The following is a 21,845-nucleotide window of genomic DNA, read 5'->3' on the forward strand; positions in this document are numbered from 1 at the left end:
CCGGTGAGAGCGCCTTATTTACGCAGTAACACCTGTTCCATCTGGTGATTGTGTCCTTTACGCAATATCAGATGAGCCCGCTCCCGGGTGGGTTGGATGTTTTGCCTCAGGTTGGGGCCGTTGATGCTGTCCCAGATCTGTGCGGCGGTGTCGACGGCCTCATTGTCACTCAGTGCCGCATAATGATGGAAGTAGGAGCGTTCGTCGGCAAAGGCACCGCTGCGGAATTGCAGAAAACGTTCTATATACCATTGCTTCAGTAAATCCTCTTCGGCGTCCACATAAATGGAAAAGTCCACAAAGTCGGACACAAAGGGACGTCGGATATCCACATGGGCATCCAAGCCGGTTTGCAATACGTTAAGGCCTTCCAGGATCAGTATGTCCGGCTTATTGATGATCTGGTGCTGGTCTTTGATGCGGTCGTAGCTGAGGTGCGAATAAATCGGTGCTTTGACCTCAGTCTTGCCGGATTTCACCGCAGAGATAAATTCGATCAGCATCCGCCCATCGTAGCTTTCCGGAAAGCCTTTGCGCTTGAGTAGCCCTTTGCGCTTGAGCTCGGCCAGAGGATAAAGGAAGCCGTCGGTAGTTAACAAGTCGACCTTGGGATGCTCAGGCCATTGTTGCAGCAACGCCTGCAGTATCCGCGCTGTGGTGCTCTTGCCGACGGCGACACTGCCGGCAATGCTGATGATATAGGGGCTGTCGGTGGGTTTTCGGCCAAGGAAGGCATTGAGTATGACGCCTCTCTGCTGCTTGGAGCCCACAATAAGGTTAAGCAAGCGGCTTAAGGGCAAATAGATGTCCGTCACCTCGGACAAGGAAATGCGTTCATTGATACCACGCAGGTGGCTGAGGTCACCTTCGTTAAGCGTCAAGGGCACCGCATTCCGGAGTTCGGCCCATTGGTTGCGGTCGAAGTTCAAGTAGAGGGCCTGCTGGGTCTGGTTATTATTCATGCACTTTCCTTACCTTAGGCTGGGCACAGTACACCAGCTCCGGAAACGGCACAATAGTGACGAATAACCCTTAACACGGATTGTTGTAGTGCCAGGGCGGAAGACGTGCAAAAAAGCGCCGCTTGGCACTTTTTTTGGCGAAATTGCGATTTTTCTGTTGCACTCATGGCGACATTTACCTAATATCCGCTACCGAAATGACATGCCGGCATAGCTCAGTTGGTAGAGCAACTGACTTGTAATCAGTAGGTCCCGAGTTCGACTCTTGGTGCCGGCACCATTTTACTGGAGGGGTTCCCGAGTGGCCAAAGGGATCAGACTGTAAATCTGACGGCTCCGCCTTCGAAGGTTCGAATCCTTCTCCCTCCACCATTTTCCTAGGTACTAGGTGGCCAAAAGTTAGGTTGTGCGGGCATCGTATAATGGTATTACTCCAGCCTTCCAAGCTGATAACGCGGGTTCGATTCCCGCTGCCCGCTCCAATTTAAGATGCTGATATGGCTCAGGTGGTAGAGCGCATCCTTGGTAAGGATGAGGTCGGCAGTTCGAATCTGCCTATCAGCACCAGCCTCTCTTTATAAATGCTACTTTTACCTAAAGTAAACGGTTCGATGTCAGTTAATGACATCGGATTTTTTCTATATACAGGTTTTCATCACCAAGCATCTTGGATTGAGGCAATACCATGGCAAAAGCTAAATTTGAACGTTCCAAACCCCACGTAAACGTGGGCACCATCGGTCACGTTGACCATGGTAAAACCACTCTGACTGCTGCTATCTCTCACGTACTGGCTAAGACCTACGGTGGTGAGGCTAAAGACTTCGCTCAAATCGACAACGCTCCAGAAGAGCGTGAGCGCGGTATTACCATCAACACCTCTCACATCGAGTACGATACTCCTACTCGTCACTACGCCCACGTAGACTGCCCAGGCCACGCTGACTATGTTAAAAACATGATCACCGGTGCTGCCCAGATGGACGGCGCTATCCTGGTAGTAGCTGCGACCGACGGTCCAATGCCACAAACTCGTGAGCACATCCTGCTGTCTCGTCAGGTAGGTGTACCTTTCATCATCGTGTTCATGAACAAGTGTGACATGGTAGATGACGAAGAGCTGCTGGAACTGGTAGAGATGGAAGTTCGTGAACTGCTGTCTGAATACGACTTCCCAGGTGATGACCTGCCAGTAATCCAAGGTTCTGCTCTGAAGGCTCTGGAAGGCGACGCTGCTTGGGAAGCCAAGATCATCGAGCTGGCCGAAGCCCTGGATACCTACATTCCTGAGCCAGAGCGTGACATCGATAAGCCATTCCTGCTGCCAATCGAAGACGTATTCTCAATCTCTGGCCGTGGTACTGTAGTAACCGGTCGTGTTGAGCGTGGTATCATCAACGTAGGTAACGAAGTTGAAATCGTGGGTATCCACGACACCACCAAGACCACCTGTACCGGTGTTGAAATGTTCCGCAAGCTGCTGGACGAAGGCCGTGCCGGTGAGAACGTAGGTGTTCTGCTGCGTGGTACCAAGCGTGATGAAGTAGAGCGTGGTCAAGTACTGGCCAAGCCTGGTTCAATCAACCCACACACTACTTTTGAATCAGAAGTATACGTTCTGTCAAAAGAAGAAGGTGGTCGTCACACTCCATTCTTCAAAGGCTACCGTCCACAGTTCTACTTCCGTACAACTGACGTGACCGGTACCATCGAACTGCCAGAAGGCGTAGAGATGGTAATGCCTGGTGACAACATCAAGATGGTTGTTACCCTGATCTGCCCAATCGCGATGGACGAAGGTCTGCGCTTCGCAATCCGTGAAGGCGGCCGTACCGTTGGTGCTGGTGTAGTAGCCAAGATCATCGCTTAATTGCGGTAATTGGTAGAAAAGGCGACCTCAGGGTCGCCTTTTTGTTTTAAGCCAAGCAGATAGTTTTTCTATTCAGGGTGGTGGTGCAGTGTTTTTGGCGTGTCACAGCCTTGCACCTCCGGTTGAATAAGAATACAATCTATGGCCGATTTTTAAGCCCTGAGCCTGTCGTTTCCGGCAATTCATGGCGAGTTCGGAAAATGGGGCAGATCCCGGTAACTATCGGGACTAGGGTGCCTGGCTCAGGCCGTATTGAGTAACGGAATTAACCGATGACAACTAATACTGAAAACCAGGGAAGCTCTCTGGATCTCGTTAAGTGGGGGGTGGCAATCCTGTTGCTGGCCGCTGCTGTAATTGGCAACCAAATGTACAGTGAGGCCAGCGTTGTGGTGCGGGCCCTGGCAGTAATTGTGGCATTTGCCATCGCAGCATTTGTTGCGTTGCAGACCGAAAAAGGCAAACAAGCCCTGGCTTTTGCCCGCGAGTCGCAAATTGAAGTGCGCAAAGTGATATGGCCGACCCGTAAAGAAGCCCTGACCACTACCTATATCGTACTGGCAGCTACAGGTGTTCTCGCGATTATTCTGTGGGGCCTGGATGCGGTTCTGCTGAAAATAGTTAACTTTATTACCGGCGTATAGGCACCTCGAATGACTGAAGCTAAAGAAGCTAAGAAAAGATGGTATGTGGTTCAAGCATTCTCCGGCTACGAGGGCCGAGTGTGCAAATCTTTAATTGAACACATCAAGATGCACGGCATGGAACAATACTTCGGCGAAGTCTTGGTTCCTACCGAAGAAGTTGTTGAAATGCGTGCCGGTCAGCGTCGCAAGAGTGAGCGCAAGTTCTTCCCTGGCTACGTGCTGGTACAGATGGAAATGAACGATGACTCTTGGCACCTGGTCAAGAGCATTCCACGCGTGATGGGCTTTATTGGCGGTACTTCTGATCGCCCAGCGCCCATCAGCGACAAAGAAGCCGAGGCAATTCTGCGCCGTCTGCAGGAAACCACGGATTCTCCAACCCATCGCGTTATGTTCGAACCAGGTGAAGTGGTTCGGGTTAACGACGGTCCCTTTGCTGATTTTAACGGCACTGTGGAAGAGGTCGATTATGACAAGAACCGCGTTAAGGTCTCTGTGATGATCTTCGGCCGTTCAACCCCTGTCGAACTGGACTTCAGCCAGATCGAGAAAGGTTGATTAAATAAAGCACAAAAATCCGTTTGGCAAGGGGTGTGGGTTTCTGTATAATCCGCACCCGTTGTTTTCGGGGAGCCCGTGGGCATGTCGCCTGCAGGCGTTTGAACCCAAACTGAGGAAATGTCAACATGGCAAAGAAAATTGAAGCTTACATCAAGCTGCAAGTAAAATCTGGTTCCGCTAACCCATCTCCACCAGTTGGTCCTGCTCTGGGTCAAAAAGGTGTGAACATCATGGAATTCTGTAAAGCGTTCAACGCCCGTACAGAAAAAATGGAAAAGGGCATGCCGATCCCAGTAGTGATCACTGTATACAGCGATCGCTCTTTCACTTTTGAAACCAAGACTCCACCAGCGTCTTTCATGCTGAAGCAGGCTGCTGGCCTGAAGTCAGGTTCAAGCCGTCCAAACACCCAGAAAGTGGGTACTATCAAGCGCAGCAAGCTTCAGGAAATCGCTGAAACCAAAGCTGTAGATATGACTGGTGCCGACATTGAAGCGATGACTCGCTCAATCGAAGGTACTGCACGTTCAATGGGCTTGGTAGTAGAGGACTAATAAGATGGCAAAACTGACTAAACGCATGCGCGTTATCCGCGAAAAAGTGGATGTTACCAAGAGCTACGAAATCAACGAAGCCGTTGCCCTGCTGAAAGAGCTGGCCACTGCCAAGTTCGTTGAGAGTGTTGACGTTGCAGTTAACCTGGGTGTAGACCCACGTAAATCTGACCAAAACGTTCGTGGCGCCACTGTGCTGCCACACGGTACCGGTCGTGACGTACGTGTAGCCGTATTTACCCAAGGTGCCAACGCCGAAGCCGCCAAGGCTGCCGGTGCTGAACTGGTAGGTATGGAAGATCTGGCTGAGCAGGTTAAAGCCGGCGAAATGAACTTCGACGTAGTTATCGCTTCTCCTGATGCGATGCGCGTTGTAGGTATGCTGGGTCAAATCCTGGGTCCTCGCGGCCTGATGCCAAACCCAAAAACCGGTACTGTAACTCCTAACGTTGCCGAAGCTGTTAAAAACGCCAAGGCCGGTCAGGTTCGTTACCGTAACGACAAGAACGGTATTATCCACACTACCATCGGTAAAGTGGACTTCACTCCCGTTCAGCTGAAAGAAAACCTGGAAGCACTGCTGTCTGCACTGAAGAAGGCCAAGCCTGCTGCAGCCAAAGGCCAGTACGTGAAGAAAGTCAGCATCTCCACCACTATGGGTGCAGGTGTTGCGGTAGACCAGAGCTCTCTGGAAACTGCCAACTAATTTTACAAGGGTCGTGCATTAGTCTATAATGCGCGCACTTTTGTGGGTTGAAGCCCGCTGTTTAGCGGGTTTCCATCCAAGACCGCAGGTGTTTTTCAATAAACTTAATTTCCTGCGTAGATGGTGTCAGGCCCCAGATAGAATTTTTCTGCTGGATAATCTGCACCGTAAGTGGCTGAGTTGTTAACTCAGTAGGTAAATTCCGGGGGCAACCTCGGGTAGAATCCAGGAGTAAAGCCAATGGCATTAAGACTCGAAGACAAAAAAGCGATTGTTGCTGAAGTCAACGAAGCTGCCAAAGGTGCACTGTCTGCAGTTGTCGCCGATTCTCGCGGTGTAACTGTAGGCGCCATGACCACTCTCCGTAAAAACGCCCGCGCTGCCGGTGTATATGTACGCGTAGTACGTAACACTCTGGCTCGTCGCGCCGTTGAAGGTACTGCTTTTGAGTGCCTCGGTGAAGTGTTCACTGGCCCAACTTTGATCGCTTTCTCTAACGAGCACCCAGGTGCTGCCGCGCGTCTGTTGAAAGATTTCGCGAAAGAGCAAGCTAAGTTCGAAGTTAAAGGTGCAGCTTTCGAAGGGAATTTCATCCCTGCAGCTGATATTGATCGTTTGGCAAAACTGCCGACTTACGAAGAAGCACTGGCACAGCTGATGATGACTATGAAAGAAGCATCTGCTGGCAAGTTCGTTCGTACTCTGGCTGCACTGCGCGATCAAAAACAAGAAGCCGCTTAATTTCAAGCTGGCTGCTTAATCGAATTGAATTCAGAACATTAGGAAATTTTTGTTATGTCTATCACTAAAGACCAAATCCTCGAAGCCTTTGCAGCTATGTCTGTAATGGAAGTTGTTGAACTGATCGAAGCTATGGAAGAGAAGTTCGGTGTTTCTGCCGCTGCTGCCGTAGTTTCTGGTGGTGGTGCTGAAGCCGCTGCTGTTGAAGAGAAGACCGAGTTCGACGTAGTTATGACTGCCCACGGTGACAACAAAGTTGCTGTGATCAAGGCCGTTCGTGGTGCTACCGGTCTGGGTCTGAAAGAAGCCAAAGCTATGGCTGAATCTGCTCCAGTAGCCGTTAAAGAAGGTGTTTCTAAAGAAGAAGCCGAAGCTCTGAAGAAAGAGCTGGAAGAAGCCGGCGCTTCTGTAGAAATCAAGTAAGCTATTATTTAGCTTGCAAACATTCGGGCTTGTCCCGGATGGAGGCTGGCGGTTTTTTAACCGTCGGCCTTTTTTGCGCTGTAAGCGTTGGCGATTTTTTTTCACCGTTTGTCGCCAAATTCTGCAGTCCCTAGCAGTGATTATTGGTTAGGTTCTTGCCATCAACGGTGATGGGCAAACGTGCTGAATTAACCCTTGTTGGTTCAGTCTTGGTCACATCTCGCAAGCAGAGGAAACCCATGGTTTACTCCTATTCTGAAAAGAAGCGTATTCGCAAAGACTTTGGTAAGCGTCCACAGGTGCTGGATATCCCTTACCTGCTGTCGATTCAGTTAGACTCTTTTAAGAAGTTCACCGATCAAGATCCCTCCGGTGAGCGTGGCCTTGAGGCCGCTTTCCGCAGCGTTTTTCCCATCAAGAGCTTTTCTGGTAATTCTGAGCTGCAATATGTCAGCTACAAGCTGGGTGAGCCCGTATTTGATGTGAAAGAGTGCCAGATCCGCGGCGTGACTTATTCTGCCCCCCTGCGCGTGAAACTGCGCATGGTGCTGTTTGATCGCGAAGCCGCCGCCGGCACAGTAAAAGACATTAAAGAACAAGAAGTCTACATGGGGGATATCCCTCTGATGACTGAAAACGGTACCTTCGTTATCAACGGTACCGAGCGTGTTATCGTTTCTCAGCTGCACCGTTCTCCCGGTGTGTTCTTCGACCACGACCGTGGCAAGACTCACTCTTCCGGTAAAGTGCTGTATAACGCGCGTATCATTCCTTACCGCGGTTCCTGGTTGGATTTCGAATTCGACCCGAAAGATGCGCTGTTTGTGCGTATCGACCGTCGTCGTAAGCTGCCTGCAACCATCATCCTGCGTGCCCTGGAGTTCTCTACCCAGGAAATCCTGGATCTGTTCTTTGAGCGCGTAGAGTTCTCTATCAAGAAAGATACTCTGGTGATGGGTCTGGTTCCTGAGCGTCTGCGTGGCGAAACCGCCAGCTACGACATCAAGGATGCCGAAGGCACAGTTCTGGTTGAAAAGGGCCGTCGCGTTACTGCACGTCATATCCGTCAACTGGAAAAAACCAATACTACTGAACTGGAAGTACCGGTTGAGTACATTGTTGGCAAGATCGCCGCTCAGGATTATATCGATCCCGATACCGGCGAAGTATTGCTGTCTGCCAACTCTGAAATCCGTTTGGAAGATCTGGCCCAGTTGTCTCTGGCCGGCATCAAGAACATCGCGACCCTGTACATCAACGAACTGGATCACGGTGCCTACATTTCCGACACCCTGCGTATCGATTCTTCTACCAACCGCCTCGAGGCCCTGGTGGAAATCTATCGCATGATGCGTCCTGGCGAGCCGCCAACCAAGGATGCTGCCGAAGCCCTGTTCCAGAACCTGTTCTTCAGCGAAGAGCGTTACGATCTGTCCAAAGTAGGTCGTATGAAATTCAACCGTCGTCTGGAGCTGCCCGATGACGAAGGTACCGGCGTACTGTCCAAAGAGGACATAGTTGCGGTGATGAAGAAGATCATCGAAATCCGCAACGGTTACGACGAAGTGGACGATATCGACCACCTGGGTAACCGCCGTATCCGCTCCGTTGGTGAAATGGCCGAGAACCAGTTCCGCGTTGGTCTGGTGCGTGTTGAGCGTGCCGTGCGTGAGCGTCTGTCTCTGGGCGATCTGAACGAACTGATGCCTCAGGATCTGATCAACGCCAAGCCAATCTCTGCGGCGGTGAAGGAGTTCTTCGGTTCTTCCCAGCTGTCTCAGTTTATGGATCAGAACAACCCGCTGTCAGAAGTGACTCACAAGCGTCGTATCTCCGCGCTTGGTCCCGGCGGTTTGACCCGTGAGCGCGCCGGCTTCGAAGTCCGTGACGTACACCCAACTCACTACGGTCGTCTGTGTCCAATTGAGACCCCTGAAGGTCCAAACATTGGTCTGATCAACTCTCTGGCGACCTTCGCCCGTACCAACTCTTACGGTTTCCTGGAAACGCCATACCGTAAGGTGATCGACGGCGTGGTAACCGATGAAGTGGAATACCTGTCCGCCATCGAAGAAGGCCGTTATGTGATCGCTCAGGCGAACATTGAACTGGACAACGAAGGTCGCATCCTGGAAGAGCAGGTTGCCTGTCGCCACAAAGGTGAATCCACCTTTATGCGCGCTTCCGATATCCAGTATATGGACGTATCTCCACAGCAGATCATTTCTGTGGCTGCTTCACTGATCCCCTTCCTCGAGCACGACGACGCCAACCGCGCACTCATGGGCGCGAACATGCAACGTCAGGCCGTACCTACTCTGCGCTCTGATAAGCCGCTGGTTGGTACAGGTATTGAACGTGCCCTGGCCGTCGACTCAGGTGTGGTAGTGGCTGCCAAGCGTGGCGGTGTGATCGACTACGTCGACGCCAGCCGCATCGTGGTGAAGGTAAACGAAGACGAGCTGCGCCCAGGCGAAGCCGGTATCGATATCTACAACCTGACCAAGTACACCCGTTCAAACCAGAACACCTGTATCAACCAGCGTCCATGCTGCCAGGTAGGTGATCCGGTTGTACGTGGCGACGTATTGGCCGACGGTCCTTCTACCGACCTCGGTGATCTGGCCCTGGGTCAGAACATGCGCGTAGCCTTCATGCCTTGGAACGGTTACAACTTCGAAGACTCTATCCTGATCTCTGAGCGTGTGGTTCAGGATGACCGCTTCACCACCATCCACATTCAGGAACTGTCCTGTATCGCCCGTGATACCAAGCTGGGTAGCGAGGAAATCACTGCCGATATCCCCAACGTGGGTGAGTCTGCTCTGTCCAAGCTGGACGAGTCAGGCATCGTGTACATCGGTGCCGAAGTGAAGGGTGGCGACATTCTGGTTGGTAAGGTAACACCCAAGGGTGAGACTCAGCTGACTCCGGAAGAGAAACTGCTGCGTGCCATCTTCGGTGAAAAAGCCTCTGACGTGAAAGACAGCTCGCTGCGCGTACCTAACTCAGTGAAAGGTACCATCATCGACGTTCAGGTATTTACCCGTGACGGCGTTGAGAAAGACAAGCGTGCCATCGAAATCGAAGAGATGCACATTGCCCAGGCCCGTAAGGACCTCTCCGAAGAGTTCAAGATCCTGGAAGAAGGTGTACTGGGCCGTGCCCGTAACCTGCTGCTGGGTGCCGGCTACACCGAAGCGCAACTGGCTGCCATTCCCCGTAAGGAAGTGCTGACCCAGGTGATCGACGATGAAGCCAAGCAAACCGAACTGGAGCAACTGGCCGAACAGCATGAAGAGCTGAAGGCCGACTTCGACAAGAAGTTCGAGCATAAGCGTCGTAAGATCACCCAGGGCGATGACCTGGCTCCAGGCGTGCTGAAGATCGTCAAGGTTTACCTGGCGGTTAAGCGCACCATCCAACCTGGTGACAAGATGGCCGGTCGTCACGGTAACAAGGGTGTGATCTCCAAGATCTGTCCAATCGAAGACATGCCATACGATGAGCATGGTAACCCAGTGGATATCGTACTGAACCCACTCGGTGTACCTTCTCGTATGAACATCGGTCAGGTACTGGAAGTTCACCTGGGTGCCGCTGCCAAAGGTATCGGTAACCGCATCGCCGCCATGCTGGAAGAACAGCGTGAACTGGCCGAGCTGCGTGGTTACATCAAGCAGGCTTACGATCTGGGCGAAGCTCAGCAAAAGGTGGATATAGACTCCTTCACCGATGATGAAGTCGTCCGCCTTGCCAAGCACCTGAAGGACGGTTTGCCAATCGCAACCCCAGCCTTCGACGGCGCGAAAGAGAAAGAGATCAAGCAAATGCTTGAACTCGCAGGTCTGCCAACTTCCGGCCAGCTGAAGCTGTTCGATGGTCGTACCGGCAACGAATTTGAGCGTGAAGTAACCGTAGGTTACATGTACATGCTCAAACTGAACCACTTGGTGGATGACAAGATGCACGCCCGTTCTACCGGTTCGTACAGCTTGGTTACCCAGCAGCCTCTGGGCGGTAAAGCCCAATTCGGTGGTCAGCGTTTCGGTGAGATGGAAGTGTGGGCCCTGGAAGCATACGGTGCTGCTTACACGCTCCAGGAAATGCTCACAGTTAAGTCTGATGACGTTAACGGTCGTACCCAGATGTACAAGAACATCGTTGACGGCAACCATCAGATGCAGCCTGGTATGCCTGAGTCCTTCAACGTATTGCTGAAGGAGATCCGTTCTCTCGGTATCAATATCGAGTTGGATCAAGAGTAAGACGCCGCCGCAGGCGCGTTTGGCAACTGAAATGGTGCCCGGCTCCCGGGCGGGGCACCTGGTTTAACTCCTTCAGGAGAGAAACGTGAAAGACTTATTAAAGTTTCTGAAACAGCAAAGCAAGACTGAAGAATTTAACGGCATCAAGATTGGTCTGGCCTCGCCCGACCTGATCCGTTCTTGGTCATTCGGCGAAGTAAAGAAGCCAGAAACCATTAACTACCGTACCTTCAAGCCTGAGCGCGAAGGTCTGTTCTGCGCCCGTATCTTTGGCCCCGTCAAGGATTACGAGTGTTTGTGCGGTAAGTACAAGCGTCTCAAGCACCGTGGTGTGATCTGTGAGAAGTGTGGCGTTGAAGTAACCCAGACCAAGGTGCGTCGTGAGCGCATGGGTCACATCGAACTGGCCAGCCCAGTTGCCCACATCTGGTTCTTGAAATCGCTGCCGTCCCGTATCGGTCTGATGCTGGATATGACCCTGCGTGATATCGAGCGCGTGCTGTATTTCGAATCTTTCGTGGTAATCGAGCCTGGCATGACCAGCCTCGAGCGCGGTCAGATGCTGACCGAAGAAACCTACCTCGACGCCCTCGAAGAGTACGGCGATGAGTTCGAAGCCAAGATGGGTGCCGAAGCGGTTCTGGAACTGCTGCGTGCCATCGATCTGGCCAAAGAAATCGAGCAGATGCGCGAAGAGCTGCCATCCATCAACTCAGAGACCCGTCGCAAGAAAGTGACCAAGCGTCTGAAGCTGATGGAAGCCTTCTACACCTCCGGCAACAAGCCTGAGTGGATGATCCTGAAAGTGCTGCCTGTGCTGCCACCGGACCTGCGTCCTCTGGTACCGCTGGACGGCGGCCGTTTCGCGACTTCCGATCTGAACGATCTGTATCGCCGCGTGATCAACCGTAACAACCGTCTGAAGCGTCTGCTGGATCTGGCTGCGCCTGACATTATCGTACGCAACGAAAAGCGTATGCTGCAGGAATCTGTAGATGCGCTGCTGGATAACGGTCGTCGCGGCCGTGCCATTACCGGTTCCAACAAGCGTCCTCTGAAGTCCCTGGCCGACATGATCAAGGGTAAGCAAGGTCGTTTCCGTCAGAACCTGCTCGGTAAGCGTGTTGACTACTCAGGCCGTTCGGTAATTACCGTAGGTCCTACCCTGCGTCTGCATCAGTGCGGTCTGCCAAAGAAAATGGCACTGGAACTGTTCAAGCCCTTCATCTATGGCAAGCTGGAAGGTCGTGGTCTGGCCACCACCATCAAAGCCGCCAAGAAGATGGTCGAGCGCGAAGTTGCCGAGGTTTGGGACGTACTGGATGAAGTTATCCGCGAACATCCCGTGATGCTCAACCGTGCACCAACACTGCACCGTCTGGGTATTCAGGCGTTCGAACCTGTACTGATCGAAGGTAAGGCAATCCAACTGCACCCACTGGTGTGTGCGGCCTATAACGCCGACTTCGACGGTGACCAGATGGCGGTACACGTACCCCTGACCCTGGAAGCCCAGTTGGAAGCACGTGCGCTGATGATGTCTACCAACAACATCCTGTCGCCCGCCAACGGTGAGCCAATCATCGTTCCTTCTCAGGACGTGGTATTGGGTCTGTACTACACCAGCCGTGAGCGTGTAAACGGTCGCGGTGAAGGCATGGCCTTCGAATCTGTTGCCGAAGCCGAGAAAGCTTATCGCACTGGTGCTGCCGAACTGCACGCCCGTGTGAAAGTACGTATCACTGAAACCCAAATCGCTGACAACGGCGAGCGTACCCAGGTGCGTCGTATCGTCGACACCACAGTGGGCCGTGCGCTGCTGTCACAAATCCTGCCTGCCGGTCTGTCATTCGACCTGGTGAACCAGGATATGGGCAAGAAGCAGATCTCCAAGCTGCTGAACACCTGTTACCGTCAGCTGGGTCTGAAAGATACCGTTATCTTCGCCGACCAACTGATGTACACCGGTTTCCATTTCGCCACCATCTCCGGTGCCTCTGTGGGTATCAACGACATGGTGATCCCGGATGAGAAGTACACCCTGGTGGCCGAGGCCGAAGCCGAAGTGCTGGAAATCCAGGAACAGTTCCAGTCTGGTCTGGTAACTGCCGGTGAGCGCTATAACAAGGTGATCGACATCTGGGCAAGCGCCAACGAAAAAGTGTCCAAGGCGATGATGGAAAACCTGTCCACCGAGACAGTCATCAACCGTCAGGGTGAAGAAGAGAAGCAGAAGTCGTTCAACAGCATCTACATGATGGCCGACTCAGGCGCTCGTGGTAGTGCCGCCCAGATCCGTCAGCTGGCGGGTATGCGTGGTCTGATGGCCAAGCCAGACGGCTCGATCATCGAAACACCCATCGTGGCTAACTTCCGCGAAGGTCTGAACGTACTGCAGTACTTTATTTCTACCCACGGTGCCCGTAAGGGTCTGGCGGATACGGCACTGAAGACAGCGAACTCAGGTTACCTGACTCGTCGTCTGGTGGACGTGGCCCAGGATCTGGTGGTTATCGAGGAAGACTGTGGCACCTTCGAAGGTCTGACCATGAAGCCGCTGATCGAAGGTGGTGACGTTGTTGAGCCGCTGCGTGAGCGCGTGCTGGGCCGTGTGGTTGCCGAAGACGTGTTCTTCCCTGGCACCGAAGACGTGCTGGCACCTCGCAACACCCTGCTGGACGAAGCCTGGTGTGACAAGCTTGAACAACACAGTGTTGACGAAGTGATAGTGCGCTCCGTAATCACCTGCGATACCGATTTCGGTGTGTGTGCTGCCTGTTACGGCCGTGACCTGGCCCGTGGTCACCTGATTAACCACGGTGAGGCCATTGGTGTGGTTGCTGCCCAGTCAATCGGTGAACCAGGTACACAGCTGACGATGCGTACCTTCCACATCGGTGGTGCGGCATCCAGGGCTTCTGCAGAAAACAGCGTACAGGTTAAGAACGCCGGTACCCTGAAGCTGCACAATGCCAAGCATGTTACCAACAGCGACGGCAAGCTGGTGATCGTGTCCCGTTCTTCTGAACTGGCCATCATCGATGAGCTGGGTCGTGAGAAAGAGCGCTACAAGGTGCCTTACGGTACCGTGTTGGAGAAGTTGGAAGAGTCTGCTGTTGAAGCCGGCGAAACCATCGCCAACTGGGATCCGCACACTCACCCAATCATCACCGAAGTGGCCGGTAACATTAAGTTCGTCGACATGATCGATGGCGTGACCATGACCCGTCAAACCGACGAGCTCACCGGTCTGTCTTCCATCGTGGTACTGGACGTGGGTCAACGTACCTCCGCCGGTAAAGAACTGCGTCCGATGATCCGTCTGGTTGACGATAACGGCAATGACCTGATGATCCCTGGCACCGACGTTCCTGCGCAGTACTTCCTGCCCGGTAACGCGATTGTGAACCTGGACGACAACGCCAAGATCAGCGTGGGTGACGCACTTGCTCGTATTCCTCAGGAATCGTCCAAGACCCGCGACATCACCGGTGGTCTGCCACGGGTTGCTGACCTCTTCGAAGCGCGTAAGCCGAAAGAGCCTGCAATCCTGGCCGAAATCAGCGGTACCATCTCCTTCGGTAAAGAGACCAAGGGTAAGCGCCGTCTGGTTATTACCCCGAGCGACGGTGGCGATGCCTATGAGGAAATGATTCCAAAGTGGCGTAACCTGAACGTGTTCGAAGGTGAAAAGGTTGAGCGCGGTGAAGTGATCGCCGACGGTCCGGAAGCGGCCCATGACATTCTGCGTCTGCGTGGTATCCACAGTGTGGCCAACTACATAGTCAACGAAGTTCAGGACGTTTACCGTCTGCAGGGTGTGAAGATCAACGATAAGCATATCGAAGTGATCATCCGCCAGATGCTGCGTAAGTGCATCATCACTGAAGCCGGCGATTCCGAGTTCCTCGAAGGTGAGCAGCTGGAAGTGTCCCGCGTCAAGATCGCCAACCGTGAACTGGAAGCTCAGGGCAAACGTCCTGCCAAGTTCGAACGCGATCTGCTGGGTATCACCAAGGCGTCTCTGGCGACCGAGTCCTTCATCTCTGCGGCCTCGTTCCAGGAGACCACTCGCGTTCTGACCGAAGCAGCCGTTGGCGGCAAGTCCGACAACCTGCGTGGTCTGAAAGAGAACGTGATCGTGGGTCGTCTGATCCCGGCCGGTACCGGTTATGCCTACCACAAGAACCGCAACCAGGCTCGCGCCAAGGGCGAGGTGGTTGAGGCGCAAACCGTGAGTGCCAGCGAAGCCGAGCAAAACCTGGCTGATCTGCTGAATCTGGCAGGCAGCCAAGAGTAATCTGGCGTCCCAGAATGAAAAAGGCGTCGCAAGACGCCTTTTTTTTCGCCATTTGACCACAAAGGTTGGCTATTTCTTGACAGTCTGACCCGACCTTTCTACAATTTCGCGTCCCACTACTGTGGGATAGATTTTTCACACCTTATTGTTGAGTTAGATTCAACTGATTTGGAGCTATACATGGCAACTGTAAACCAGTTGGTACGTAAGCCACGTGCGCCGAAAGTCGACAAGACTAACGTGCCTGCGTTGAATGCGTGCCCACAGAAGCGTGGTGTTTGTACTCGCGTGTACACCACTACCCCTAAAAAACCAAACTCTGCACTGCGTAAAGTAGCGCGTGTGCGTCTGACCAACGGTTTCGAAGTGACTTCGTACATCGGCGGTGAAGGCCACAACCTGCAAGAGCACAGCGTGATCCTGATCCGTGGCGGTCGTGTTAAAGACCTTCCCGGTGTTCGCTATCACACTGTTCGTGGTGCCCTCGACTGTGCTGGCGTTAGCGCCCGTCGTCAAGGCCGCTCTAAGTACGGTGCTAAGCGTCCTAAGTCTTAATGGCATCCCGTTAAGTAAGGCCAAGCTAAATTAATCGATTCCGGTTTTGGAAATCCCTGAAGCATACGGAGAAAAGTTATGCCAAGACGTCGCGTAGTAGGACAACGTAAAATCCTACCTGATCCAAAGTTTCACAGTGAGTTGCTGGCTAAGTTCATCAACGTCATTATGCAGGATGGCAAAAAGTCAACTGCTGAAAAAATTATCTACAAAGCACTGGATGTAGTTGCCGAGAAAAAAGGCGCTGATCATCTGGTGATCCTGGAAGCTGCTCTGGACAACGTTCGCCCATCCGTGGAAGTTAAGTCTCGCCGCGTGGGTGGTTCTACCTATCAGGTTCCATGTGAAGTTCGTCCAGTCCGTCGTAATGCCCTGGCAATGCGTTGGTTGGTTGAAGCTGCTCGTAAGCGTGGTGAAAAATCTATGGCTCTGCGTCTGGCCGGCGAAATGCTGGATGCATCCGAAAACAAAGGCACTGCCGTTAAGAAGCGCGAAGACGTGCATCGTATGGCAGAAGCGAACAAAGCGTTCGCACATTACCGCTGGTAATAAAATGGCGCGGGCAGCCTTGGCTGTCCGCGCCTTAATGGATATTGCCGGAAGTTTTTTCCGGTTTAGAGGGTTAAATCGTGGCTCGTACAACTCCTATTGAGCGTTACCGTAACATCGGTATTTGTGCTCATGTTGACGCAGGTAAAACCACAACTACTGAGCGTGTTCTGTTTTACACTGGTCTGTCTCATAAAATCGGTGAAGTGCATGACGGTGCTGCGACGACAGATTGGATGGTACAGGAGCAAGAGCGTGGTATTACCATTACCTCTGCTGCGGTAACCACCTTCTGGCGCGGTATGGACGCCCAGTTTACCGAACATCGCATCAACATCATCGACACCCCCGGACACGTTGACTTCACCATTGAAGTAGAACGTTCTCTGCGCGTGCTTGACGGTGCTGTAGTAGTGTTCTGTGGCGCATCCGGCGTAGAACCACAATCTGAAACCGTATGGCGTCAAGCTGACAAGTACGGTGTACCTCGCATGGTATTCGTTAACAAGATGGATCGTGCCGGTGCCGATTTCGATCGCGTGTGCAAGCAGATCCGTAACCGTTTGGGCGCAACCTGCGTGCCTATTCAGCTCAATATTGGTGCTGAAGACGAATTCAAAGGTGTTATCGACCTTATCAAGATGAAGGCCATCAACTGGAACGAAGCGGACCAGGGGATGACGTTCAACTACGAAGATATTCCTGCCGATCTTGTTGATAAAGCCAACGAGATGCGTGAATACCTGGTGGAAAGTGCCGCCGAAGCCTCTGAGGAGTTGATGGAAAAGTACCTGGAAACAGGTGAACTGTCCGAAACCGAAATCAAGGCCGCGCTGCGCCAACGTACCATCAACAATGAAATTGTACTCGCCACCTGTGGCAGCGCCTTTAAGAATAAGGGCGTGCAGGCGGTGCTGGACGCTGTTATCGAATACCTGCCGGCGCCAATAGATGTGCCTGCAATCAAGGGTATCGACGACGAGGAGAAGGAAGTTGAGCGTCATGCTGACGACAATGCTCCTTTCTCGGCGCTGGCATTCAAGATAGCCACCGACCCCTTCGTGGGTTCCCTGACCTTTATCCGGGTGTATTCCGGGGTACTGGAGTCGGGTGCGGCGGTGTACAATTCAGTGAAACAAAAGCGCGAACGTATTGGCCGTATCGTACAGATGCATGCCAACGACCGTACCGAGCTGAAAGAAGTTCGTGCCGGTGATATCGCTGCTGCCATTGGCCTCAAGGATGTCACTACCGGGGATACCCTGTGTGATATGGACCAGAAGGTTATCCTTGAGCGTATGGAATTCCCTGAGCCGGTGATCACCATCGCCGTGGAGCCTCGCTCCAAGGCCGACCAGGACAAAATGGGTATCGCGTTGCAAAAATTGGCAGCCGAAGATCCATCTTTCCGGGTTGAGACCGATGTGGAATCAGGACAAACCCTGATTTCCGGCATGGGTGAGCTACACTTGGACATTATTGTTGATCGCATGCGTCGCGAATTCAGCGTTGAATGCAACGTGGGTAAACCCCAGGTAGCTTACCGTGAGACTATCCGCAGCAGTGTGGAAGCCGAAGGTAAGTTCGTCCGTCAATCCGGTGGTCGCGGTCAATTCGGTCATGTATGGCTGAAGATCGAACCAATGGAAGAGGGCGCAGGCTACGAATTCGTCAACGCCATCGTGGGTGGTGTTATTCCCAAGGAATACATCCCTGCCGTTGACAAAGGTATCCAAGAGCAGATGAAGAACGGCGTGCTCGCCGGCTTCCCTGTGTTGGACGTGAAGGTCACTCTGTTCGACGGTTCATATCATGATGTGGACTCGAATGAGATGGCGTTCAAAGTTGCAGGTTCGATGGGCTTCAAGAAGGGCGCGCTGCAAGCAAGCCCGGTGTTGCTCGAGCCTTGCATGAAGGTGGAGGTTACCACTCCGGAAGACTACATGGGTGACGTAGTAGGGGATCTGAACCGTCGTCGTGGTCTTATCGAGGGTATGGATGATGGCGTCGCTGGCGTCAAGATTGTCCATGCTGTGGTACCTTTGTCCGAAATGTTTGGTTATGCGACTGATTTGCGCTCAGCAACTCAGGGTCGTGCTTCTTACTCCATGGAGTTCCTGAAGTACGCCGACGCGCCGCAAAACATTGCAAAGGCAGTTATTGAATCCCGCAGCTGATGTTCGGCAAAGGGTCTAACTGTTACTTAAATTGATATTGTCCGCCAGAGGCGGATGTTTCTGAAAAGAAAGGAATATATCGTGGCTAAAGCTAAATTCGAACGTTCCAAGCCCCACGTAAACGTGGGCACCATCGGTCACGTTGACCATGGTAAAACCACTCTGACTGCTGCTATCTCTCACGTACTGGCTAAGACCTACGGTGGTGAGGCTAAAGACTTCGCTCAAATCGACAACGCTCCAGAAGAGCGTGAGCGCGGTATTACCATCAACACCTCTCACATCGAGTACGACACTCCTACTCGTCACTACGCCCACGTAGACTGCCCAGGCCACGCTGACTATGTTAAAAACATGATCACCGGTGCTGCCCAGATGGACGGCGCTATCCTGGTAGTAGCTGCGACCGACGGTCCAATGCCACAAACTCGTGAGCACATCCTGCTGTCTCGTCAGGTAGGTGTACCTTTCATCATCGTGTTCATGAACAAGTGTGACATGGTAGATGACGAAGAGCTGCTGGAACTGGTAGAGATGGAAGTTCGTGAACTGCTGTCTGAATACGACTTCCCAGGTGATGACCTGCCAGTAATCCAAGGTTCTGCTCTGAAGGCTCTGGAAGGCGACGCTGCTTGGGAAGCCAAGATCATCGAGCTGGCCGAAGCCCTGGATACCTACATTCCTGAGCCAGAGCGTGACATCGATAAGCCATTCCTGCTGCCAATCGAAGACGTATTCTCAATCTCTGGCCGTGGTACTGTAGTAACCGGTCGTGTTGAGCGTGGTATCATCAACGTAGGTAACGAAGTTGAAATCGTGGGTATCCACGACACCACCAAGACCACCTGTACCGGTGTTGAAATGTTCCGCAAGCTGCTGGACGAAGGCCGTGCCGGTGAGAACGTAGGTGTTCTGCTGCGTGGTACCAAGCGTGATGAAGTAGAGCGTGGTCAAGTACTGGCCAAGCCTGGTTCAATCAACCCACACACTACTTTTGAATCAGAAGTATACGTTCTGTCAAAAGAAGAAGGTGGTCGTCACACTCCATTCTTCAAAGGCTACCGTCCACAGTTCTACTTCCGTACAACTGACGTGACCGGTACCATCGAACTGCCAGAAGGCGTAGAGATGGTAATGCCTGGTGACAACATCAAGATGGTTGTTACCCTGATCTGCCCAATCGCGATGGACGAAGGTCTGCGCTTCGCAATCCGTGAAGGCGGCCGTACCGTTGGTGCTGGTGTAGTAGCCAAGATCATCGCTTAATTGCGGTAATTGGTAGAAAAGGCGACCTCAGGGTCGCCTTTTTGTTTTATACGCTGGGCAAAGCCTGTGTATAAAAAGCTGGTAATTTGTGTAGAAGGCCGTATAATTCCGCGCTAATTGCATTTCGGCTGAATAGTTGCCGATGAATTGCACAGCTAACTTGATATTGCTTGCGGGGCATGTATAATAGTCGCCTCGCTAACTCAGGTTAGCGATATTTAGCGAGCCAAACAGACTTACTGTGGCCGCTACAACAGCGACTCCGATTGGGAGTCGAACGGTTAAATCATCTCGCTCTGCCTTTCCCGATTGGGGAGATGGCTAGAGGGTGATTTTTTATGTGTCCATTTTAGGAGCTCTGGTCAATGCAGAACCAAAGAATCCGTATCCGCTTGAAAGGATTTGATCATCGTTTGATTGATCAGTCAACTGCGGAAATCGTTGAAACTGCTAAACGCACTGGTGCCCAGGTTCGTGGTCCTATCCCACTGCCTACGCGCAAAGAGCGTTATACCGTTTTGATCTCTCCGCACGTTAATAAAGATGCTCGTGACCAATACGAATTGCGTACTCACAAGCGTCTGGTTGACATCGTTGAGCCAACTGAAAAGACCGTTGACGCCCTGATGCGTCTCGATCTGGCCGCTGGCGTCGATGTACAGATTAGCTTGGGTTAATTGAGATCCTTAGAAGAGGTTTGAGAGATGGCTATCGGTCTTATTGGTCGTAAAGTGGGTATGACCCGCATCTTCACCGAAGATGGCGTGTCTATCCCTGTTACTGTAATTGAAGTGGAAGCCAACCGCGTTACCCAGGTTAAGACCCTGGAAACTGACGGTTACCGTGCCCTTCAAGTTACAACTGGTGCCAAAAAAGCCAATCGCATCACTAAACCAGAAGCAGGTCACTTTGCCAAGGCGGGCGTTGAAGCCGGCCGTGGTTTGTGGGAAATGCGTCTGGCAGACGGTGAAGGCGAAGGCATTGAAGTTGGTGCTGAGCTGAAAGTTGAAATCTTCGCTGACGTAGCGAAAGTAGACGTTACCGGTCAATCCAAGGGTAAAGGCTTCCAGGGCGGTGTTAAGCGCTGGAACTTCCGTACTCAGGATATGACTCACGGTAACTCTTTGTCGCACCGCGCTAACGGTTCTATCGGTCAGAACCAGACGCCAGGTCGCGTATTTAAAGGCAAGAAAATGTCAGGCCACATGGGTGCCGAGCGTGTTACCACTCAAAATCTGGACGTTGTACGTGTAGATGTTGAGCGTAACCTGCTGCTGGTTAAGGGTGCTGTTCCAGGCGCTACCAATGGCGACCTGATCATCAAGCCTGCCGTTAAAGCTTAAGGTCTGAGGAGATAGTAATGGAATTGGTATTGAAAGACGCGCAAAGCGCTCTTGAAGTTTCCGAAACTACCTTCGGCCGTGACTTTAACGAAGCACTGGTTCATCAGGTAGTTGTAGCTTACGCTGCAAACGCGCGTCAGGGCACTCGTGCTCAGAAGACTCGCGCTGAAATCACTGGCTCTGGCAAAAAGCCATGGCGCCAGAAAGGTACTGGCCGCGCTCGTGCCGGTGGTATCAAAGGCCCAATCTGGCGTGGCGGTGGCGTAACTTTCGCTGCTAAAACCCAAGATCACAGCCAAAAAGTGAACAAGAAGATGTACCGCGGTGCTCTGAAGAGCATCCTCTCTGAGCTGGTACGTCAAGAGCGTCTGGTAGTTGTAGAACAGTTCGCTGTTGAAGCTCCAAAGACCAAAGAGCTGAAAGCCAAGCTGAAAGCTATGGATCTGGAAGACGTGCTGATCGTGACTGCAGAAGTTGACGAGAACCTGTTCCTGGCTGCCCGCAACCTGTACAAGGTTGACGTTCGTGATGTAGCAGCCCTGGATCCAGTAAGCCTGATCGCGTTCAACAAGGTCCTGGTAACTGCTGATGCTGTGAAGCAAATCGAGGAGATGCTGGCATGATCCGCGAAGAGCGTTTACTGAAAGTTATTCTGGCTCCGCACATCTCTGAAAAGAGCACTGTGGTTGCCGAGAAGAACAACACTGTGGTTTTCCGCGTAGCTATCGATGCGACCAAAGCTGAGATCAAAGCTGCTGTTGAGAAACTGTTTGAAGTTGAAGTTGATGGCGTTCGCACGCTGGTTAACAAAGGCAAGACTAAGCGTACTGGTGCTCGTATGGGCCGCCGTAGCGATTGGAAAAAGGCCTATGTGACTCTGGCTGCCGGTGCTGACATCGATTTCGTCGGCGCTGAAGCGTAAG

18 protein-coding genes and 4 tRNA genes are annotated in these 21,845 nt (G+C 52.4%); 21 read left to right on the forward strand and 1 reads right to left on the reverse strand.

Annotated elements, in window-relative coordinates; all coding sequences use genetic code 11:
* Window positions 1-14: 14 nt before the first annotated feature.
* A complete protein-coding gene (gene coaA, locus JYB85_RS00980; protein WP_207380690.1) occupies window positions 15-962 on the reverse strand; it encodes a type I pantothenate kinase in 948 nt (315 codons plus the stop codon).
* 204 nt (window positions 963-1,166) lie between these two features.
* On the opposite strand from coaA, the gene JYB85_RS00985 reads away from it, so the two are divergent.
* The 21 genes from JYB85_RS00985 (at window position 1,167) to rplW (ending at window position 21,844) form a co-directional block, all read left to right on the forward strand.
* Window positions 1,167-1,242: transfer RNA gene (locus JYB85_RS00985), tRNA-Thr, on the forward strand.
* A gap of 7 nt (window positions 1,243-1,249) precedes the next feature.
* Window positions 1,250-1,334 (forward strand) — tRNA-Tyr (locus JYB85_RS00990).
* A 36-nt stretch (window positions 1,335-1,370) separates the two neighbouring features.
* Window positions 1,371-1,444: transfer RNA gene (locus JYB85_RS00995), tRNA-Gly, on the forward strand.
* 9 nt (window positions 1,445-1,453) lie between these two features.
* A tRNA-Thr gene (locus JYB85_RS01000) sits at window positions 1,454-1,529 on the forward strand.
* A gap of 118 nt (window positions 1,530-1,647) precedes the next feature.
* On the forward strand, window positions 1,648-2,832 hold the full coding sequence (gene tuf, locus JYB85_RS01005) for an elongation factor Tu (protein WP_207380691.1): 1,185 nt from the start codon (window positions 1,648-1,650) through the stop codon (window positions 2,830-2,832).
* Between the two features lie 272 nt (window positions 2,833-3,104).
* On the forward strand, window positions 3,105-3,476 hold the full coding sequence (gene secE / locus JYB85_RS01010) for a preprotein translocase subunit SecE (protein WP_207380692.1): 372 nt from the start codon (window positions 3,105-3,107) through the stop codon (window positions 3,474-3,476).
* A 9-nt stretch (window positions 3,477-3,485) separates the two neighbouring features.
* Window positions 3,486-4,037 carry a transcription termination/antitermination protein NusG gene (gene nusG, locus JYB85_RS01015; RefSeq protein WP_207380693.1) on the forward strand — a complete coding sequence of 184 codons (552 nt, stop codon included), beginning with the start codon at window positions 3,486-3,488 and terminating at the stop codon, window positions 4,035-4,037.
* A gap of 128 nt (window positions 4,038-4,165) precedes the next feature.
* A complete protein-coding gene (gene rplK / locus JYB85_RS01020) occupies window positions 4,166-4,594 on the forward strand; it encodes a 50S ribosomal protein L11 (RefSeq protein ID WP_207321610.1) in 429 nt (142 codons plus the stop codon).
* A 4-nt stretch (window positions 4,595-4,598) separates the two neighbouring features.
* The gene (rplA, locus tag JYB85_RS01025) at window positions 4,599-5,300 is read left to right on the forward strand and encodes a 50S ribosomal protein L1 (protein ID WP_207380694.1); all 702 of its coding nucleotides are present in this window, start codon (window positions 4,599-4,601) and stop codon (window positions 5,298-5,300) included.
* Between the two features lie 240 nt (window positions 5,301-5,540).
* A complete protein-coding gene (gene rplJ / locus JYB85_RS01030) occupies window positions 5,541-6,041 on the forward strand; it encodes a 50S ribosomal protein L10 (protein ID WP_207321612.1) in 501 nt (166 codons plus the stop codon).
* A 54-nt stretch (window positions 6,042-6,095) separates the two neighbouring features.
* Window positions 6,096-6,464 carry a 50S ribosomal protein L7/L12 gene (gene rplL, locus JYB85_RS01035; RefSeq protein ID WP_207380695.1) on the forward strand — a complete coding sequence of 123 codons (369 nt, stop codon included), beginning with the start codon at window positions 6,096-6,098 and terminating at the stop codon, window positions 6,462-6,464.
* 239 nt (window positions 6,465-6,703) lie between these two features.
* Window positions 6,704-10,732, forward strand: coding sequence for a DNA-directed RNA polymerase subunit beta (rpoB, locus tag JYB85_RS01040; RefSeq protein ID WP_207380696.1), 4,029 nt, complete (start codon window positions 6,704-6,706; stop codon window positions 10,730-10,732).
* A gap of 85 nt (window positions 10,733-10,817) precedes the next feature.
* The gene (rpoC, locus tag JYB85_RS01045; protein ID WP_207380697.1) at window positions 10,818-15,032 is read left to right on the forward strand and encodes a DNA-directed RNA polymerase subunit beta'; all 4,215 of its coding nucleotides are present in this window, start codon (window positions 10,818-10,820) and stop codon (window positions 15,030-15,032) included.
* Window positions 15,033-15,212: 180 nt separating this feature from the next.
* Entirely contained in the window at window positions 15,213-15,587 is a 375-nt protein-coding gene (rpsL, locus tag JYB85_RS01050; protein ID WP_207321616.1) for a 30S ribosomal protein S12, read from the forward strand.
* Window positions 15,588-15,665: 78 nt separating this feature from the next.
* On the forward strand, window positions 15,666-16,136 hold the full coding sequence (gene rpsG / locus JYB85_RS01055; RefSeq protein ID WP_207321617.1) for a 30S ribosomal protein S7: 471 nt from the start codon (window positions 15,666-15,668) through the stop codon (window positions 16,134-16,136).
* A gap of 80 nt (window positions 16,137-16,216) precedes the next feature.
* Window positions 16,217-18,313 (forward strand): elongation factor G, encoded by a 2,097-nt coding sequence (gene fusA, locus JYB85_RS01060; protein WP_207380698.1) that lies wholly within the window; start codon window positions 16,217-16,219, stop codon window positions 18,311-18,313.
* Window positions 18,314-18,394: 81 nt separating this feature from the next.
* Entirely contained in the window at window positions 18,395-19,579 is a 1,185-nt protein-coding gene (tuf, locus tag JYB85_RS01065; protein WP_207380691.1) for an elongation factor Tu, read from the forward strand.
* Between the two features lie 365 nt (window positions 19,580-19,944).
* Window positions 19,945-20,256, forward strand: a complete 312-nt coding sequence (gene rpsJ, locus JYB85_RS01070; RefSeq protein ID WP_011070616.1) for a 30S ribosomal protein S10 — start codon at window positions 19,945-19,947, stop codon at window positions 20,254-20,256.
* A gap of 27 nt (window positions 20,257-20,283) precedes the next feature.
* The gene (rplC, locus tag JYB85_RS01075; RefSeq protein ID WP_207321620.1) at window positions 20,284-20,922 is read left to right on the forward strand and encodes a 50S ribosomal protein L3; all 639 of its coding nucleotides are present in this window, start codon (window positions 20,284-20,286) and stop codon (window positions 20,920-20,922) included.
* Between the two features lie 17 nt (window positions 20,923-20,939).
* Window positions 20,940-21,545, forward strand: coding sequence for a 50S ribosomal protein L4 (gene rplD / locus JYB85_RS01080; RefSeq protein WP_207380699.1), 606 nt, complete (start codon window positions 20,940-20,942; stop codon window positions 21,543-21,545).
* Entirely contained in the window at window positions 21,542-21,844 is a 303-nt protein-coding gene (gene rplW, locus JYB85_RS01085; protein ID WP_207321622.1) for a 50S ribosomal protein L23, read from the forward strand. Before rplD ends, rplW begins: the two co-directional genes overlap by 4 nt.
* Window position 21,845: the final 1 nt, after the last annotated feature.

This window comes from Shewanella sedimentimangrovi, assembly GCF_017354965.1.
GTDB classification, from domain to species: Bacteria; Pseudomonadota; Gammaproteobacteria; order Enterobacterales; family Shewanellaceae; genus Shewanella; species Shewanella cyperi.

Coding starts and splice junctions, on each gene's coding strand:
- rplD (WP_207380699.1), top strand. CDS start 20,940: ATGGAATTGGTATTGAAAGACGCGCAAAGCGCTCTTGAAGTTTCCGAA.
- rplW (WP_207321622.1), top strand. CDS start 21,542: ATGATCCGCGAAGAGCGTTTACTGAAAGTTATTCTGGCTCCGCACATC.
- rpsJ (WP_011070616.1), top strand. CDS start 19,945: ATGCAGAACCAAAGAATCCGTATCCGCTTGAAAGGATTTGATCATCGT.
- rplK (WP_207321610.1), top strand. CDS start 4,166: ATGGCAAAGAAAATTGAAGCTTACATCAAGCTGCAAGTAAAATCTGGT.
- rpsL (WP_207321616.1), top strand. CDS start 15,213: ATGGCAACTGTAAACCAGTTGGTACGTAAGCCACGTGCGCCGAAAGTC.
- rplJ (WP_207321612.1), top strand. CDS start 5,541: ATGGCATTAAGACTCGAAGACAAAAAAGCGATTGTTGCTGAAGTCAAC.
- rpoB (WP_207380696.1), top strand. CDS start 6,704: ATGGTTTACTCCTATTCTGAAAAGAAGCGTATTCGCAAAGACTTTGGT.
- coaA (WP_207380690.1), bottom strand. CDS start 962: ATGAATAATAACCAGACCCAGCAGGCCCTCTACTTGAACTTCGACCGC.
- nusG (WP_207380693.1), top strand. CDS start 3,486: ATGACTGAAGCTAAAGAAGCTAAGAAAAGATGGTATGTGGTTCAAGCA.
- rplA (WP_207380694.1), top strand. CDS start 4,599: ATGGCAAAACTGACTAAACGCATGCGCGTTATCCGCGAAAAAGTGGAT.
- rplL (WP_207380695.1), top strand. CDS start 6,096: ATGTCTATCACTAAAGACCAAATCCTCGAAGCCTTTGCAGCTATGTCT.
- tuf (WP_207380691.1), top strand. CDS start 1,648: ATGGCAAAAGCTAAATTTGAACGTTCCAAACCCCACGTAAACGTGGGC.
- rplC (WP_207321620.1), top strand. CDS start 20,284: ATGGCTATCGGTCTTATTGGTCGTAAAGTGGGTATGACCCGCATCTTC.
- secE (WP_207380692.1), top strand. CDS start 3,105: ATGACAACTAATACTGAAAACCAGGGAAGCTCTCTGGATCTCGTTAAG.
- rpsG (WP_207321617.1), top strand. CDS start 15,666: ATGCCAAGACGTCGCGTAGTAGGACAACGTAAAATCCTACCTGATCCA.